The organism is Archangium minus (genome assembly GCF_044360475.1).
In the GTDB taxonomy this organism is placed as follows: domain Bacteria; phylum Myxococcota; class Myxococcia; order Myxococcales; family Myxococcaceae; genus Archangium; species Archangium minus.
In genome coordinates, this window is record NZ_CP043494.1 from 4860374 (window position 1) to 4877270 (window position 16897).

11 protein-coding genes are annotated in these 16897 nt (G+C 68.5%); 1 reads left to right on the forward strand and 10 read right to left on the reverse strand.

Going from position 1 to position 16897, the window contains the following annotated elements; genetic code table 11:
- The first annotated feature begins 136 nt into the window (after positions 1-136).
- Positions 137-1294 (forward strand): DUF4157 domain-containing protein, encoded by a 1158-nt coding sequence (locus F0U60_RS20165; protein ID WP_395822379.1) that lies wholly within the window; start codon positions 137-139, stop codon positions 1292-1294.
- Between the two features lie 12 nt (positions 1295-1306).
- Here F0U60_RS20165 and F0U60_RS20170 read toward each other — a convergent pair whose 3' ends face one another.
- From F0U60_RS20170 to F0U60_RS20215, 10 genes are all read right to left on the reverse strand, one after another.
- On the reverse strand, positions 1307-3250 hold the full coding sequence (locus tag F0U60_RS20170; protein WP_395822380.1) for an ATP-binding protein: 1944 nt from the start codon (positions 3248-3250) through the stop codon (positions 1307-1309).
- Positions 3247-4488, reverse strand: coding sequence for a DUF4255 domain-containing protein (locus F0U60_RS20175; protein ID WP_395822381.1), 1242 nt, complete (start codon positions 4486-4488; stop codon positions 3247-3249). Before F0U60_RS20175 ends, F0U60_RS20170 begins: the two co-directional genes overlap by 4 nt.
- A complete protein-coding gene (locus F0U60_RS20180) occupies positions 4488-7640 on the reverse strand; it encodes a DUF6519 domain-containing protein (RefSeq protein ID WP_395822382.1) in 3153 nt (1050 codons plus the stop codon). The genes F0U60_RS20175 and F0U60_RS20180 overlap by 1 nt, the downstream gene beginning before the upstream one ends.
- A gap of 63 nt (positions 7641-7703) precedes the next feature.
- On the reverse strand, positions 7704-9836 hold the full coding sequence (locus tag F0U60_RS20185) for a hypothetical protein (RefSeq protein ID WP_395822383.1): 2133 nt from the start codon (positions 9834-9836) through the stop codon (positions 7704-7706).
- Positions 9829-12183: a hypothetical protein gene (locus F0U60_RS20190; protein WP_395822384.1), complete on the reverse strand. Its 2355-nt coding sequence runs from the start codon at positions 12181-12183 to the stop codon at positions 9829-9831. Before F0U60_RS20190 ends, F0U60_RS20185 begins: the two co-directional genes overlap by 8 nt.
- Complete coding sequence (locus F0U60_RS20195; protein WP_395822385.1) at positions 12180-14534, reverse strand: baseplate J/gp47 family protein; 2355 nt, start codon at positions 14532-14534, stop codon at positions 12180-12182. The genes F0U60_RS20190 and F0U60_RS20195 overlap by 4 nt, the downstream gene beginning before the upstream one ends.
- Entirely contained in the window at positions 14531-14914 is a 384-nt protein-coding gene (locus F0U60_RS20200; protein ID WP_395822386.1) for a GPW/gp25 family protein, read from the reverse strand. Before F0U60_RS20200 ends, F0U60_RS20195 begins: the two co-directional genes overlap by 4 nt.
- A 7-nt stretch (positions 14915-14921) precedes the next feature.
- Entirely contained in the window at positions 14922-15251 is a 330-nt protein-coding gene (locus F0U60_RS20205) for a hypothetical protein (protein ID WP_395822387.1), read from the reverse strand.
- The gene (locus F0U60_RS20210) at positions 15251-15772 is read right to left on the reverse strand and encodes a phage baseplate assembly protein V (protein ID WP_395822388.1); all 522 of its coding nucleotides are present in this window, start codon (positions 15770-15772) and stop codon (positions 15251-15253) included. Before F0U60_RS20210 ends, F0U60_RS20205 begins: the two co-directional genes overlap by 1 nt.
- Before the next feature lies 1 nt (position 15773).
- Positions 15774-16895, reverse strand: a complete 1122-nt coding sequence (locus F0U60_RS20215) for a phage late control D family protein (RefSeq protein ID WP_395822389.1) — start codon at positions 16893-16895, stop codon at positions 15774-15776.
- Positions 16896-16897: the final 2 nt, after the last annotated feature.

A 16897-nucleotide genomic window follows, 5' to 3' on the forward strand; every position in this document is an offset into this window, starting at 1 on the left:
CACCTGTGCGAGCCCCTCCTGCGCGAGCAGCCCGTGCGCAGAGTGTCGGAAGAAGCACCCGGGGCCTCAGCGTGAGACCGGGTCGGCTGCCTCCGAGGTGGGCTCGCTCGTTCCGGAGGTGCTCCGCGAACCTGGGATGTCCCTCGACCCAGCCGTGCAGAAGGACATGGAGTCGCGCTTCGGTCACGACTTCAGCCGCGTTCGAGTGCACACGGATGTACGTGCCGCCGAGTCCGCTCGGAGCGTCCATGCGCGCGCGTACACCGTCGGCGAGCACATCGTCTTCGGGAACGGGCAGTACGCGCCGCGAAGTTTCTCCGGACGCCGGTTGCTCGCGCACGAGCTCACCCACGTGGTGCAGCAGAGGCCCTTGCCTCACTCCGGCCTTCCTCTGGCCCACCGGGCTCCGCTGGAGACGGCGCGCCACGGGCCTGTTCGGGGACTGGAGCTTGGCGCCCTCGACAGCCCGGCCGAGCACGAGGCGGAGGTCATGGCGGATGCAGTGGGTGGGGCGAATGAGGGGGCCGTGGCTCGAACGAGCCGCTCCATCTCTACCGGTACCCCGGTTCTGCTGCGGCGTGATGCAGGGACGGGCTCACCCGCCCCCGCTTCCGGCTCCACCGTGAGTTGCCAATGCGCCTCGGATACAGAGGTGGACTATGACGACGAGACGTATCGGTACATCCGATCGATCGCCTCGCTCATCAACGTCATCTCGGCCCAACAGGGCGTTTCGTCCGTAGCGGTCGCGGGAGCGATCGCGGACGAGTACAACACTCGTCGGGGGTCTCGGGCCCTGCTCGATGAGGCGCAGGACGCAGTACTGGACTCGCTCCCCGAGGCGTCTATCGATGTGGATCGCTACTTCGACTTCCACAGCAAGCTGCTCAACACGCTGGAGAACGATGTCGGAATGGCCAACATCAAGGTTCGTACCGCTCTCGAACTGACGGAGAGCGGGGAGCTTTCCGTCCCCGGGTCGCCGCGGTCGGCCATCCGCGTGAGCGAGATCATCAATTTCCTGCTCACCAACCGTGGCACGGTGACCACGACCGTCGCGGTGATCGCCCGGGCACAACGGCTCTTCGATTCGCATCTCACGAACTACCCCCGGGAAATGCGCGACGCCGTCTACGTCGAGTATTTCAAACAAGGGGAGCGCTACTACAACCGGTTCTCCGCCAACCTGGAGGCCAACCCCAGTCACACGGTGTGTCCTGGCGAAGGGGGTTGCCGCGCCAGGTTCAACCACTCCCAGCTGCATGAAGCGCTGCGGCCAACACCCCGTCCCTGAGCGAGGCGGCGGTTACTCGAACGAAATACCGGTCAGGGGTTTCTCCAGCTTGGAGAACTCGCTCCGGGTGGCGCGCGAGATGTGCTGCATCCGCACGGGCGTTCCCTCCTCGGCCGCGAGGAAGGCCGCGTTGAGCGCGATGTTGCGGATGTTGCCGCCGGCGATGTCCAGCCGCGCCAGCCTCGCGTAGTCCAGGCCTTCCGTGGGGGTTTCACGAGGGAAGACGCGACGCCAGAGCTCCGCTCGCTCCGCCGGGCCCGGGAAGGGGAACTGCACCACGAAGCGCAGCCGGCGCAGGAAGGCGGGATCCAACGCGCTCTTCATGTTGGTGGTGAGGATGGCCAGCCCCCGGTAGGCCTCCATCCGCTGGAGCAGGTAGCCCACCTCGATGTTGGCGTAGCGGTCGTGGCTGTCACTCACCTCGCTGCGCTTGCCGAAGAGCGCATCGGCCTCGTCGAAGAGCAGGAGGGCGCCGCCTTCCTCCGCCGCATCGAAGACCCGCCGCAGGTTCTTCTCCGTCTCGCCAATGTACTTGCTGACCACCTGGCTCAGGTCGATGCGGTACAGGTCCAGCCGCAGCTCGTTCGCCAGCACCTCCGCTGCCATCGTTTTTCCCGTGCCGCTCGGGCCCGTGAACAGTGCGCCGATGCCCAGGCCACGTGCTCCTTTGGCGGCGAAGCCCCAGGTCTCGTACACCCGAGAGCGGTGCCGTACGTGCATGACGAGGTCGCGCAGCACCTGCAACTGGAGCTCTGGCAGCACCAGGTCCTCCCAGCTCGCGGCCGGCTCGAGACGCTGCGCCAGGTCATCCATGCGCGGGCGGGCCCGAGCCCGACATGCATCCCAGAGCGCTCGGCCGAGGTCCTCTCCCTCCCCGTATGCCCGGGCTCCCGCGCTTGCGTCTCGGATGGCCGGCGCGCTCAGGTCGAACTGTGTCACGAGCCGTTCGACCAGCTCCGGCGAGGCGGGCTTCAGGGCCTCGTTCCAGAGCAGGCGCTGCTCGTGGTGCGTGGGTCGGGCCACGTCGAGGGTGGTGAGCGTCTGACCGGGGAGCCTCAAGCGCTCGCGGCTGCTCACGAAGAGGGGTCCCTCCGCGCGCTCGATGAATCGGAGTGCCGCGCCCAGGCGCGCGCTGTCTCCGGGTTCCAGGTCGTGGCAGTCGAGCAGGAGGGCGCTCCCACTCAGCGCGGCCTCTCGCCAGAGGAGGCGGGACATGGGGACCTCATCCGTCCCCGTGGGCAGCCCGTTCGCGAAGACCCGGTACAGGTTCGTCCCCAGCGCGCTACAGGCCGCCGCGGCGATGGCCCGCTTGTCGGCCACCTCGTCTCCGCATAGCTGCACTACCGGAAGCTGCGTTCCCTCTGGAGTTCGGGACCAGAGGGTGACGAGTCGCCTGACCAGGTCCTGGTGCGAGGGCACCAGCAGTCCAGGTGGTGTCAGCGACTCGAGCAGTCCCACCAGCCGCTCGTCGGGATGCTGCACCCCGGCCAGGTAGTGCAGCACGCGCTCGTCGATGCGCAGGGGGCTCGTCGTCAGCGCGTCACCCGGCCCCAGTTCCACGAGCCGCCACCGGCGCAGCGGTGCGCTGGGAGTGAGGGCGCTCCAGTGCGCTCCGCGCAGCACCGCCAGGGCGAGGCTGAAGGTGGGCCACGTGCGTCGCGGGTCTCCCTGGGCACTGGCGCAGCGAGCGGCGAAGGTGGAGTCCAGCTCCACGCCCGCGCACAGCAGCAATACATCGCGCTCGAAGGGGGAGAGCTGGAAGATGGCGCTGAGCCTGTCCAGCGCGGGGGGCGCTGGCATCACCACGGAGGACTCCTCGAGGGCGCGCTCCTCCACCGGGGCCGGTTCCCGGGGCTCCCTCGTGGCGTGCCGCTCCAGCACTGCGCGCACCCGCCCGAGCGCCGCGGACAGGTAGCGCTGGTTGGCCTCGGTCCAGTACTCGTGTTCGGCCTTCATGGGAGCGCCATCCGAGGTTGGCCGGTGTCGAGGTCGACGGGACTCTCGGCGCCATCCACCTGGACTCGCAGGAGGTAGTCCCCCGCAGCCACGGCCGGCAGCGTGAAGGTGAGTGAGCCACTGTCGGCCGCCGCCGTCATCGTGACGCCGTAGGCCTCGGCCTGGGTGCCGGCGGGCACGCCGTACCTGTTCAGCAGCAGGACCACGCGCTGCCCTTTGCGCACCTGTGGCTCGAAGCCCACCTGGATGTCCGAGCCGGCCTTGGTGAAGGTGGCCTTGGGTCGCAGGACGAAGGGGGCCACGCTCGACTCCGCGCTCTGGCGCAGCGCGGGTGGATCACCGAACTCCATCGCGTGCACCACCTGCACGGTCTGCACGCCGGCGCGCAGGCTGTTGGGCAGCTCCACGACGAGCTGGGTGTCGCTCTGGGGGTCCGCGCTCAGTGGGAGCGGCGTGTCGCCGAGCCTCACGGAGGTGGAGGCCGCGGAGGCACCCAGGAGCTCCCGGCCGCGAATCACCAGCCGGTGCCCCACGTGGATGGGCTGGCCCTCCACGATGGGCTGGCCAGGGCCAGGCGCCTGGGACAGGAGCTTCTCGATGACGGGGCGGCGCAGCGGGAGCACCGCGACGACGGGACTGCGCACCGGAAGAGGGGTGGGCGTCAGGTCCCGGCTCTCGATGAGCACCACGCTGGCCTGGTAGGCCACGGAGAGGACGTAGGGCGTCTGGAGCAAGGACCAGAGCTTGTTGAGCTCGTCCGCGGACATCGTGATGGGCGTGAAGCGCACCGTGTCGACGGCGTCGGCGAGGTCCGAGGGCTTGAGTGCAGGATTGTCTGTGTTGAGGAGCGTCTGTTGGATGTGCTCCCGGGTGAGCGCGGGCTGTGAATGGAGCAGCTGCGTCACGGCTCCCAGCATCATCTGGGGGATGAGGGTGGCCTCGTCCCCGTAGAAGCTCAGCAGGTAATGCAGGTCGAGCGCGGCCTTGGGGCGTTGCAGGAGCTGCCCGTTGGCGCTCCGAGTGGGCAGGTCCGCGTTGCGCCGGGCCGCGTTGGGCGTCACCTGGTACAGGAAGAGGTTGAGGACGGTGGGCGTCGAGTTCGTGGGGGCACCGCCGCTGCTCGGTGCCTGAGGTCGGCCGGCGGTCACGGTCACGCCGGACACGTAGTCCAGCAGCTCCTCCGTCAATCGGTCGCGGAGGGCCGCCGTCACGGTGGCGATGGCGAGGTGGTTGCTCATCAGAAGAACCGGACGGTGTTGAGCTGCGCCCAGGGCAGGGAGGGGAAGTCCTTGCGCACGGGCAGCGCGGCCTGGCCAAGGAAGACGTTCCCGGTGATGGCCGTGGCGGCGGGGATCAGGGCGGTGGCCGTCGGGGCCACCTTGGTGGGAACCAGGAGGAAGCTCCAGGGCGTAGGCGTCGAGGTGCCGGTCGGCGGAGGACGGTTATGGCTGATGTTCCCCGTGACGGTGCTCTGCTCCACGTTGAGGATGCGCGCCGCAGGTTGCACGAAGGACCGGGTGCGGAGCCGGTTGGTGCTCACGAGCAGCGACCAGGTGGGCCAGGTCGTGGGGAGCGGCCCGGAGCTCGGCAGCTTCTCCGCGTCCCACACCGTGAGGGCAGCCGTGGACACGGCCGAGGTGTCACGACCCATCTCAATCGAGTTGTCACTCACGTGAATGGGCACCTGTGAGGGACGGGGGGGATCGGTCTGTTTCTCGATGGCCGCGAGCAGCCGATGCAGGGGCCCGAAGAGGAAGTCCAGTTCCTCGTACCCACCGGGGACGGAGAAGACGATGTCGGAAACCTGGGGAATCCACGAGACGGCTTGAGCGGCCAGGAGGCTCAGGTACCGCACGGAATCGACGATGAAGAACGACCCGGCCACCGCCTCTTTCACCTCTTGAGGCAGCTCCTTGCTCCCGGCCGGCAGTGGGTACCCTCGGGCGAGGGTGCTCGCCACCAGGACGAGTGTATCCGTGAGCAGTGCGAGCCCCGCCTCGTAGAACTCCCAGAACGCGGACGACTCCATGAACGGGAGCATGTCGGAGTTCGGCAGCAGCTCCTGGAGCTCTTTAAACGTGCGCCTCCTGTTGACCTCGTCGCTGTCTGTCACCCCGGCGTAGGCCGAGGCGTGCAGGGTCATCAACCAGAAGCCCGCGTAGCCGTTGCGGACCTGGTTGGCCTCGAGGTGCAGGGTGCCGGGATCGGCCTGGAGGAAGATCGCGGCCGAGAGGTTCGAGAACCGATTCCCCCGGAAGGTGGCGTCGTCCAGCCTGGGCGCCGCCAGTGTTCCGCGGATCTTCGTCTCCCGGGTGAGCGGGACGTACGGTGGCGTGTCGGGCAGGAACGACGTCGAGGGCGTGTGCAGGTAGCCGAAGCTCATGCGTTGCCACTCCGGCGTCTTCGAATCCTCGGGTGGCTCGGCGGCGAGGAATTGGTTGTTCAGGACCTCGAGGCCCGTACAGGTGTCGTTGGCGAAGATGCCCGCCGAGAAGAAGGGCCCTTCGATGAAGGCCGCGGTGTCGAACTGGCAGTCCTCGATAAGGACCCGAGTGGTCCTCACCAGCCGGATGCCGATTCCCACCGAGAGGGTCTGGATGAACTCGCCGAGCTGATCACTGCCTCGCGAGCGGAGCTCCTCCAGGGGCAGGGAGGCGAGTGAGGCGCCGTCCATCTTGGCGAAGGGGAAGGGGACGAGGCGCAACTCCAAGCCACGAATGGTGACGCGACCCACCTGCTCCAGGACGATGAGCCCATCGAGGAACCGATGCTGGTGCCCCTCCTCGACGGTGAGCACCGCGCCCCGGCAGCCTTCGAGCGTGAATTCATGGCTCCAGCCGCTGAGCCGCAGCGGTTCGTGGAGCCCGTAGCGCCCGGGCCTGAAGCAGAGGGTGATGCTTCCTCTCCTTTGTTCCGCCACCAGCTTGTCGATGATCTCCTGGAGCCTGGCGGCGTCCTCGGGCGTCACCGTCACGCTGCAGCACCCGCCTCCTACCGGCCTCTCCTCGAGCGCCTTGACCCGTGCGGTCAGCTCCACGAGGTTGTCGAACGGCGGGCGGCAGTCCGAGAGCACCGTTCCCTCACCGTCATCCCACTCGAGGAGCGCGAGGGGGCAGGCCCACTGGCGTGGCCCGTCCGGAAACTGGGGGCCATCGAGGTAGCGCGCGGGGTAGAGCTGCTGGGGCGTGCTCGGACGCACCGCGACCATCCAGTAGTCCCCGGGCACGAGCAGGCCTTGGGCGCTCACACGCAGACCTGTCTGTCCGAGGAGCGAGGGGGACTCGAAGCCTGGATCCAGCTCGTCCTCCCAGATGCGCACGAAGAGGGCCGGTGTGCTGTCCTTGTCCAGGTAGAGGTCGGACAGGGCCTCGTCGCTCAGCGTGAGGAGCCGGTCGTTCGGCTCGTAGGGATTGGTCCCGAGCTTGAAGGTGAGCCCCGTGGGCGCGGCGGTGTACTGCCCGTTATCCAGCCGGACCGCGGCGCGCAGGAGCTCCACGACCTGGCCTTCCCTCGGGAAGTGGAAGTCGTCCACTGGGCTCGTCTTGAGCTTCACCTTCCTGCCCTCGTCCAGCAGGTCGACGCGGTACAGGTGCGAGCCGTTGTCGTAGCCCCACAGGAGCTTGTTGCCCTGGTCGGAGACCTGCACGCGGATGAGCTGGTTCTCGGCGCCGAGGTAGCTCGCCTGCGCGGCCGGCTCGCACGCGGAGTCCTTTCCTGGCTCCGGCGGGACGAGCTCCACCAGAAGCCTGGCGGTCGGCATCAGCCGCATCGTGGCCGGGTCGAACTTCTGACCCTGGTTCTCCCAGTACTTGCGCGCCTGCTCGAGTGCCTCCTGGCAGGTGGTGGTGTTGTCCGAGACTCCGAGCCGCACAATGTGCTGCGTGAGGCGCGTGCGCTGCGAGGTGTCCGGTCCTCCGAGCGCCACGTCCCGCAGCGCCGCGTCCTCCACCGCGCTCACCTCCCGCTCGCTCAGGTGCAGGTAGATGAGCTCGCGCCAGACCGAGGCGTCGGGTGGCTCGAAGACGGGCCCGTCCACCCACTCGGTGTTCTTCTGGCCCCAGTACGTGGTGTCGAAGGGGGACAGGGTGTCAGGCCGCGTCACCCGCAGCCCTCCCACGTACATCGTCCCGGGCTTCACCACGAAGTTGAACGCGCGCTCGCTGTCGGGCACGTCGTCGAGGCTCACCGCGTAGCCGCCCTCACTGCCGTCCACTGGAGTCGGGGTACCCGCGGGCCCCACGAAATCCAGCGTCTCGGCGCGCAGCTCCTCGGAGGCGATCTCCTGTGCCTCGTTCAGGTCGGCTTCGATGACCACCCGGCCCTGCTGGGCGACGACCGACCGGTACTGCTGGTGCTCATCATAGGTGTTCCGTGCTCTGTCACTGCCCATGTGCTCTCCCTCGTTGCCTGACGGGGCGGAGGTGCTCGCTTCCTGTTGGCCAATCGCCGTGCGCTACGTCACGTAGACCCACACGGGGCTGAGACCGATTGGCATGTACTCGTCGAACTTGATGCGGAGGGCGCGCGTCTTGAGCGCGTACTTCTCCCGGCAGAAGGCCCCCATCTCCGAGCCGTCCTCGGCGCCCTCGCTGACGGTGGTGGGGGCCGTGAGGAGCAGCTGCGCGTAGTCCGGCCGGCCAAAAGCCCGCGAGGCGAAGAGGGACTGTCGGGACGCGAGCTCCACGGACTCGTACTTCCGTGGCAGCGTGCTGCCCGTGGCCCATGCGCTGAAGCGCACGCAGCCGTGTTGGTTGTCTTCCACGGTGACCACGTCGTGGAGGATGCTGGTGTCCGCGTCGAAGCGGTGGACCCGCGCCTCTCCCAGCAGCGTGCAGCGCTTCATCCTCACGTCCGTGGTCTTCAGGTCCAGGACCTGCTCGCCCGGAGGCGCCTGGAGGATGCTGTCCACGAGGGTGAGGCGCTCGAGCGTGCCCGTGCCTTCCGTCCGGACGGGACCCAGGATGCAGCGGTCCACTTCCAGCTCACGCACCTGTCCGAGGATGCGCAGGCGGCAGGGCCCGAGTGGCTTGCCGTCCGCAGCCAGGAGCGGGTCACTGGCGCCCTCCGGCTGGTTGCCTGGATCCAAGGTGCAGGTGGTGAGCACCACCCGGTCGAACGTGCCCGCCAGCACCACGTCATCGCCGCAGAAGAAGAGGCCGTCGAGGCGCAGCTCGCTCGTCTGGCCCTTTGGGCCGACACTTCCGGTGAAGGTCCAGGCGGAGGCGGGAAGGCCGGGCGGACGTCGCAGCACGGGACGTCGGTGGTTCTCCGCGCGCAGGGTGAACAAGGCCGGTTGGAGCTCCACGTCGAAGCCGCTCGTGTACGTGAGCGAGTCCTCGAGGAGCACCGTCCCGGAGAGCGGGTCCGTGCCGAGTGCCAACGTCAGGGCGTCGCCACCTCCCGAGACCTGCAGGAGGGGCTCGGCGAGCGGTGCCGTCATCTTGCCGGGCAGCCGCCGGTCGTATCCTCCCGCGCCGATGCCCGAGGAGAAACCGGTGTGGTAGCTGACGCGGAAGTCCTCGCCGCTCTCCGGCTCACGCCGCAGGAAGCGTCCCCGCTCGGGCAGGAGGAGGTAGTCGGGCTCGAGTTGCCGGGGATCGGCGGTGAGTTGGGGATTCTCGGGGTCGTACTCCACCAGCTCGTAGTGGAGGCCTGACGGAGACAGACGGTAGATGCCGAGCGAGTGGTCCACGACCGCAGTGGCATCCAGGGCGGACTTCGCCGCGTAGAGCTCCGCGAAGGCCGTCTGGAGCAGGGGACCGCTGATGGGAGCGGGGAGCTGGTGCTCGGCGGGGGATGAGGACTGGTCCCCGTAGACCCTCGCCGAGGCCGCGAAGAGGGGGATGTCCCTGCCGGTGGGATCGAACGTGTATTGGTTCTCGCACGTCGCGTCGCGCACGGGCGTCACGCTCTCGAGCGGCACGCTCTGAAGGCGCCAGAGGAAGACGCCGAGGCGGGGAATGCCATGCCAGCCGGTGTGGCCCTGGCCGCGGCGGACGTCGGCGGTGTGGAAGAACTCGTCGAAGGCGGTGTGGGCCAGGCGAGCCCCATAGTGCGAGCGCAGGTCCGCAGTGCCTCCAATGGCCGTGCGCGTGAGCGGCCCCGAGAGCCCCTGGGCCACTTGCAGCGCACGTCCCATTCCGGGGCCACCCACCTCCGGATCGAGCCGGTGTCGGGTCCGGCCCAGGCGGCGGAAGAACTCCACCACCCGCACGTCCCAGCTGGTGAGGTCCGCGGCCAGCTCCTCCAACTGCGGGACGGTGCCCTTGCGGCGCCGGTAGTAGATTGTTTTCGCGACGTCCCGCCGCTGTCCCCGGGCATCGAGCCCCGGGACGAGGTTCGTGGCCAGGAGGTCCGCCATGTAGGCGATGACCCAGTCGTCGCATGTCTCAATGGACTGGTCTTCCCACAGCCGATCCATGCTGCGCCGGACGATCGCCGCCTGCGCGCCGATGCGCTCCACCAGCTCGCGCAGGGGCCCGTTGCGATTCAGCTCGGGGGAATCCTCGGCGCGGTAGAGCTCCGGCAGCAGCTGCCAGAGCTTCTGCGCGTAGTAGGCCTCGTAGCGATCCGCGTCGTTACGCATGGGTCGCGGCCTCCTTCAGGGTCAGCTTGAGATCCTCGAGGACGTAGAACCCGCCTTCTCCCGGGGAGTGGTTCGGCCAGGTTTCGATGACATCCCAATGCATGAAGAGGAGCAGGTGCACCGCCAGCGTGCCGGGGACTCGCAGGCAGGCCTCGTAGATCTGACTGTTGTAGACCGTGGTGCCGATCCGGGCGGTCTTCACGCCGAAGAGACCGGTTTCGGGATCCATGAGAGCGCGGCGGATGCCCTTCTCCACCTCCTCGGCGAGGAAGCGGGGATCCTTCAACACCTCAAGCTTGAGCTGGACGGGCTTCTCCTGCGCGGGCAGCACCTCGACGCGGCGCTGGGGATCGGACGCGGAGCGGATCGCGAGCTCGGCGGACGTCTTCGCCTCCGGGGTGTCTCCGACGTACAGCTTGATCAGGGGACGCTGCTGCTCCGTGTCGAAGGTCCAATAGGCCCTCGCGCGATTCACAGAGGGCGATTCCAGGGCGAGCGCCTCGTAGTCACCCGCGGAGATGGCTCGGCCGAAGGTGAGCACTGAGCGTGGCGCGAGTTGTCGGAGCTTCGCGGCGGGATCGGGATCCGCTCCGCCCGTGACGGGCACTGGGTTGCGCACCGACTGGAGCCCCGGGTGCGATTGCAGGAGCACGGAGAGCGTCCCGGCCTCGGGCGCGCTGGCACCACTGCCATGGCGATAGGAGGCCACCACGTTCCCCAGGCCCGTCGGAAGCCGCGCGCCTTGGACTCCATCTCCGAAGAGGACCTGGGTCTTCTGTTCCTCGTCCTCGCGCGTGACGAAGATGTGTGCGTCGGGAGCCTGGCCGTAGAAGCTCGGGACTTCCTTCCACTCGATGCTGTCCACCCAGATGCGCAGCGTGCTCCGGTAGCCCGCGCCCTCGCGCAGGTAGGTGAGAGGTGACTTCTGGAGCACGAAGCTCTGGTTGGCGCGGCTGCTGTCTCCGCTGCCCAGCACCTCGCGGGCCACCGTGGCGCCCCGAGAGACGGGGAGCAGGTTGTGCAGCAGGCGAAGGGGCGGGATGAGCTCGGTTTGAGAGTCGAGCTCGGAGACGTGAACCTGGTTCGCCGTCGTGCTTCCGAACGGAGTGGCGCGGCCCTGGGTCCCCTGACCTTTGCTGTCCTCCAGGAGGACGAGACGACTGGTAGCACCTTGGGGGAGAGGCAGGGGTGCGTCGAGCGCCAGAGTGACGCCCGAGGCCAGCACGGAGGCAGGGGGGATGTCGATGAGCTCGCCTACTTCTTGCCAGCCGAAGTCCACCTGGACCGTGGCCGCGGCGGCGGCGGGCGAGAAGGTGAGCACGGTGTGCGGGATGGGGATGACGGCCGCTGGCTCCGTGGGCGGTATCGTGGGGTTCGCGTCGTTGGCGTACCAGACCTGCTCCGCGTAGTTCGTCACCAGGGAAAGCGTGAACGCGCCGCTGGTGGACTTGAGGAGGAGCTGTTCTCCGCTCCGAGCGCTCCGGAAGATGGACTCCAGGTGCACCGTGCTGTTGCCCGGGTTCACCGAACCGTAAGGGAATCGCTGCGCGGTCTGACTGGCCCTCAACAGGCGGTAGTTCGTGGCTGGCGCCGGCTCCGAGTTCGATGGACGGATCGTCCCGGGGATGTCGTCGTCGAAGGTGATGCGTGTCACGGACCGGCCTCGGGAGTCCTTCTCCCGCGAGACCGCTTGCACGGTCACCACCGCATAGCCCCGGCCCTTGTCGCTCGCCTTGGCCCAGTCCTTGGAGACGAGGAGCAACTGCTCACCCTCGCGGACGGTGGTGAGGCTTCCCCGGAGGAGCACGTCCGTCCTGCCTGCGAGGTTGGTGGGAGCCACCACCTCCGCGGCCAGCGAGCCCGAGGGCTCAAGCCGAGTGTCCTCATCCAGCTCGAAGATCTCCGGCTTCTTGCCGGGCCCAGGCTTGCTCTGGATGGCGAGCCCCTGGGGCAGCGTGAGGGGCAGGCGGGAGTTGATCAGCGCCGCGAGCACTCCCGTGGCGCCGAGTCCGGGACGCGGGCGGTATCCCAACACGCGCACCAACCGCTCCACGGTGCCGGGGCTGGCGGCGGTGCGCAGGTATGCGTCCTGGGCGATGCGCTCGTTGTAGAAGGTGAGGATGTCCGCCAGGTAGGCCCACCACTCGAGGAGCTGGAGCGCCAGGTCTCCCCGAGTGCTCGGGCGCCAGCCAGCGAGCTCCTGCTCTCCGGGGCGGGCTTGCAGGAGCGCCTCGCGGAAGGTGGCGAAGTCCCCCACGCGGTAGAGCAGGGTGTCACGCCCCGGTGGGTTCGAGATGGGGCGAGGGTGGATGAGCTCCTCGCACGGGCAGATGGGCTCCTGACTCATTTGCCCCCCTCCACGATGACCTTGATGGAGCCGCGCTCGGGGCGGCTCGGGTTGTTGTCCACCCGGAGGATCTCGTCGGTGCCCACGGTGAGCGTATTGGACAGGGTGACGAACCCGGAGGTGAAGCCTCGCCGGCGGAAGCGGATGTGATGGACTCCGGCCACGCCGTGGGCGCGCTGGATTTCCTTCTCCAGCACGCTGCGCTCCAGGGGCGTGCCGAAGGTGAAGCGGTCCACGTGGAAGAAGCCCGTCCTCCCGTTGCGCAGCCGCTTGTTGCTCAGCGCCTCGAGCACGGCTTCCTCCACGTCGCCCTGGAAGGCGTCCGGACGCGCGCAGACGAGCACCTCCAGGTCGAGCGAGACGTAGCGCGGCGCGGAGGCGTAGACCTCGTGACCGGCGATCCGCCGCCGACCGAGCAGGTTCGCCAGCTCCAGGTGCTGCTCGGGGCGCAAGCTCTCGGAGCCCAAGGGGTCCACCGCGGTGAAGACGGTGTGCCAGCTCCCCGTGTGGCGGACGACGGTGCCCGCACGCTGCACCCAGGGCAGTGACTCGGCGGCGGCGTCGTAGTCCTCGGGGCGCACAGCGTTGAGCCGCCGGGCCCGGAAGGCCTCGGGGGCGAGCCGCCTCACGGACTCGGCGCTCTCTGCGTCCGCGCCTCCCTCGGTCGCGAAGGGGTTGCTCGCTTGCGTCGCCCACTCTCCCAGGGGGCCGTTCGGCTCGAAGAGGGTGATGGAGTCAGCGGCCACGTTGCCCGCGGCACCCACGGAGGTCCGGTACGTCACCTGGAAGACGGCGCCCTCATCGGGCATCTCGCCGAAGACGCCATCCCCGAAGCGCAGCGTCTCTCCGTCCCCGTCGTAGTCCATGGAGACGGTTCCGTCCGGGTGGCGGATGCCCACGGGGCGGTAGCGGATCGGGTCCACCGTGAAGACCGTCTCGAAGCTGCCTGCATCGAGCAGGCTCCGCTGCCACGTCCAGGGCTCGGGAGGATCCTCGTCCTGGCGGATGACCCGGAGCTCGGGCCGGGGTGGGCTGTTGGGGTCCTCGGAGGACGGGCGCCACGCGAGGGGCGCCTGGGCCAGTGGGAAGAGGATCTGCAGGGTGTCGTTGGGGCCGGTGCGGACGAGCGCTGACTGGCGGCTTCCCGAGGGCACTCCCTCGACGATGAAGGACTCGCGGAAGCGGCGGCCCTGCGTCACGGGGACGAGGTTGCCGATCACCTGCGTGCGGGTGAGGTCGTGATCGCGGGCCAGCGCGTCCTCGGCCCTCCAGGTGATGCGGGTCAGCTTCGTGTCATCGACGAGCGGGTCGCTGCTCTTCTGGATGCCCGTGAGTTGCACGAGCGCGCGGAGGGACTCGTTGCCCCCCGTGCGGGGCTCGGTGTCGATGAGGAGCCACTGGCCCTCGAACAGGCCCAGCCCGTCCCCCTGGATCCACATGTCCGTGGCACCAGCCGGCAGGCACCGCTCGCTGTCATCCCAGGCGTACGGAATGAGCTTGCCCGGGTTCCACCGGGAGTCCACAGGGTAGCTCTGGGTATCCTCGAGGCCCCGTCCCGTCTCGAAGTCGATCCGCTCGCCATCGGGGCCGAGCGCGCTCACGGGCAGGCCGGCCGGCAGTTGACCACTCTTTCCTTCCCTGAGCTGGAGCCAGAGCCAGCCCTGGGAGGCCATGGCGGGCCGGGGCTCGTAGTCCACGAGGCGAGCGTGCCGCACGAGGCTGCGGCGCTGGGTGGCGGTGTCGAGCGAGGCCTCGGCGGCGATCCGATCCTGAAGGTAGCTGAGGTCGTCCGCGATGCTGCTCAGCGACTCCAGGAACATCACGCCGAAGTCAGCCTCCGAGCGCTCCTGCCACTCCGGATAACGCAGGGCCGAGAAGTCGGAGAGCGCCTTGCGGAAGCTGTGGAAGTCCTTGGCGAGGTAGTCGATGGGCGGAGGCGGAGGCTGCTCCAGCGCGCAGTCCTCGGGCGGCTGCTCGCAGTCCAGCCGCGATTCGCAATGGGCTTTGAAGGAGAAGGTGGCGCGGGAGAAGAACGGATCGAGCAGCGTGCTGCTGAGGCTGAGGGTGTACTGGGAGAAGTCCCCCGGTGCGGACACGTGCAGCTCGAGCACCGGGAAGCCCTCGGGGGTGGTGGACCATTGGAGCCCGGGCAGCACGGGCACAGTGGGAATGGCGTCCCCGCCGGTGATGCGCGGCTCCTTCACGGAGTTCTGGAGCAGAGCCACCCCTGGCTCTTGGTTGAGGAAGTGGACCTCGAGCTTCGTCTGCGTCTTGTCGACGCGGATGAAGTCGATGCCGTTGAGCGTCGTGCTCTGGCGCAGCCTCTGGCGGCGGTCTCCGGGCATGTTCATGTCACCCGCACCTCCAGCCGACGGGTGGTGCGCGTCTCCACCAGGACGTACTCGACGCGCAGGAGGATTTGATTCTCCTCGGGTACCTCTTGGGGCGAGGCCACCACCACATCGCGGACCTCGATTTGCCCGGCCAGCCAGCGATCCAGCGCCTGGCGCACCTGGAGTCGCACCGTGGCCACCAGCGGCTCGGAGTTGGGGGCGAAGAGGAGCCGGCGCAGCCCGCAGCCGAACTCGGGCAGGTCCGCGCGCTCACCCGGGCTGGTGAGGAGCACCTGACGGATCATCTGCTCGACGTGCGCCTCGTAGCTCCGCGCCTGGGCGCCCTGGCGCGAGGAGGGGTCGATGCGGAAGGGGAACGCGTAGTCGGCTCGCTTCATGGAAGCCTCAGAGTCCCTTGGCGCGTTGTTGGGTGGCGGAGATGAGCACGGTGCCCTGGGGCGCGTTGTCCGCCGCGAGGCACATCCCCACGCTGTCCATGGTGAGCAGCGCGTCTTGCAGCACCTTGACCCGGAGGGCCGTCGACACCCACTGCACGCGCACGCACGGGTGCGCGGCGCCTCCCGGTGCGAAGGTGCAGCCGGTGATGGTGAAGGTGTCGGAGGCGCGCACCAGGAAGTCCCCGCCCGCCTTCGCCCGGTTGTTGGATGACATGGCCTGGACCGCGCCGCCATGAGGGCATTGCAGGGTGCTCGCGGTGGTGAGGAGCGCGCCCATCAGGACACCTCCAGCGCGCCGCCGTCGACGGAGACCTTCGATTCGGTGACCTCGATCTTCTGAGTGCCTCGCGCGAGGGTGATGCCCGAGGAGTCCAGGGTGACGGTGTTCCCGTGCGGGTCCGTGAGGGTGATGGACTCCCCGTCGTCATCCAGGAGGATTTGATGCCCCTTGGCGGTACGGATGAGCTTCTTCGCGGGCGCGGCCTCCGAGGGGAACTCGCCCGCGGCCCAGAAGCCGCCCGTCCAGACTGGATAGGAGAGATCACCTCCCTCGAATTCGATCCACACGCTGGAGCCCACCTCGGGCAGGAAGACGAACCCCGAGTCCTTGCCGGCATACGGCACGCACGGCATGCACCAGCCCGTCTTCTGATCGCCGAGCACCGAGCTCACGAGCGCCTTGATGCGTCCCTGGCCGCCTTCCTCCACGTCCGTCACGATGCCGCGGTACTTGCCGAAGTACCGATCGCGCAGCCGATCGAGGATGTCCCGGACGTCCTGCAGGCCCTGGTCGTTCATGTCAGAAGAACCCTCCACCACTCCCCGAGGGGGCGGGACCGACCGCGTTGCGCACCAGCACGAAGCCCATCCGGTGTGAATCCGCGGTGATCGTGTGCCGCACGCTCCACACCAGGTACTTGCCGGAGTGGAGGCTGCCCGCCCCGTCAATGCGCACCACGGTGCCCACCCGGAGCACGGCCTTGAGCGCGGCGACATCCACCTCGCCGGTGCAGCGGGAGAAGAAGCCGGACTCGCGCAGCAGCGCCCGAGCTCGCTGTTGCAGCTCGCCCGCGTCGTCCACGGTCGTGGTCAACATCACCTTCATGGGCCTGCCGGCGAAGTCCGCGAGCCCTCGCTCATCGAGCGGTTGCAGCCCCGAGTCCGAGGCATCTCCGCTCGCACTCTCCGAGGCCGAACCCTGGGTGAGCACCTGCTGGGCCGCCACGTCGGTCGGGCGGCTCACGTCCCACTCGAAGTCCAGCGCGGTGACCACCTCCGCCTCCGGATCATTGAGCGGCAGGATCACCGAGGGCTCAGCGGAGAGGTCCGGTCGAGCGAAGTAGCCGGTGCGCTGGCCAGCCTTCTGGGTGCACACCACGCGGCACAGCTTTCCGCTGCGGCGCGCCAGCTTGCGCAGGAACTGGATGTCCGTGGCCCGCTGCATCAGCGTGTGACCGGACTCGGTGTGGGCGGGGGAGTCGTCCGCGTCGTTGTCCGGCGAGGGTTGGATGCCGTACTCGCCGAAGAGGGCATTGGCCACCGCCGCGTCCGTGACGTCCACCCACTCGCGCGACTTCTCCTCCAGGTTCATCAGCCACGAGGCGTCCTGACCCCATACCTGGAGCGTGGAGGCCACCGTGCCCCGCTGGAGGTGCAGTTTGTGGGAGAGCACGTAGCCATCGAAGATGCACTCGGCCGGACGGTCCTCCACCTCCACCACCAGGGCGAGGTTGGCGTAGGGCTTGAAGCGCGAGTCCGCGACGTAGGTCAGGTCCCCCGCCTCGGTGCGGCTCACCGGCAGGTTGAGCTGGATGGCGCCGGGCAGATCGGCGTTCTCCTCCACCTCGATGGAGCCGAGCGCTTCGTACAGGTCGGCCTCCACCGGGGTGCCATCCACGAGGAGTTGGTACGTGCTCGCCATGC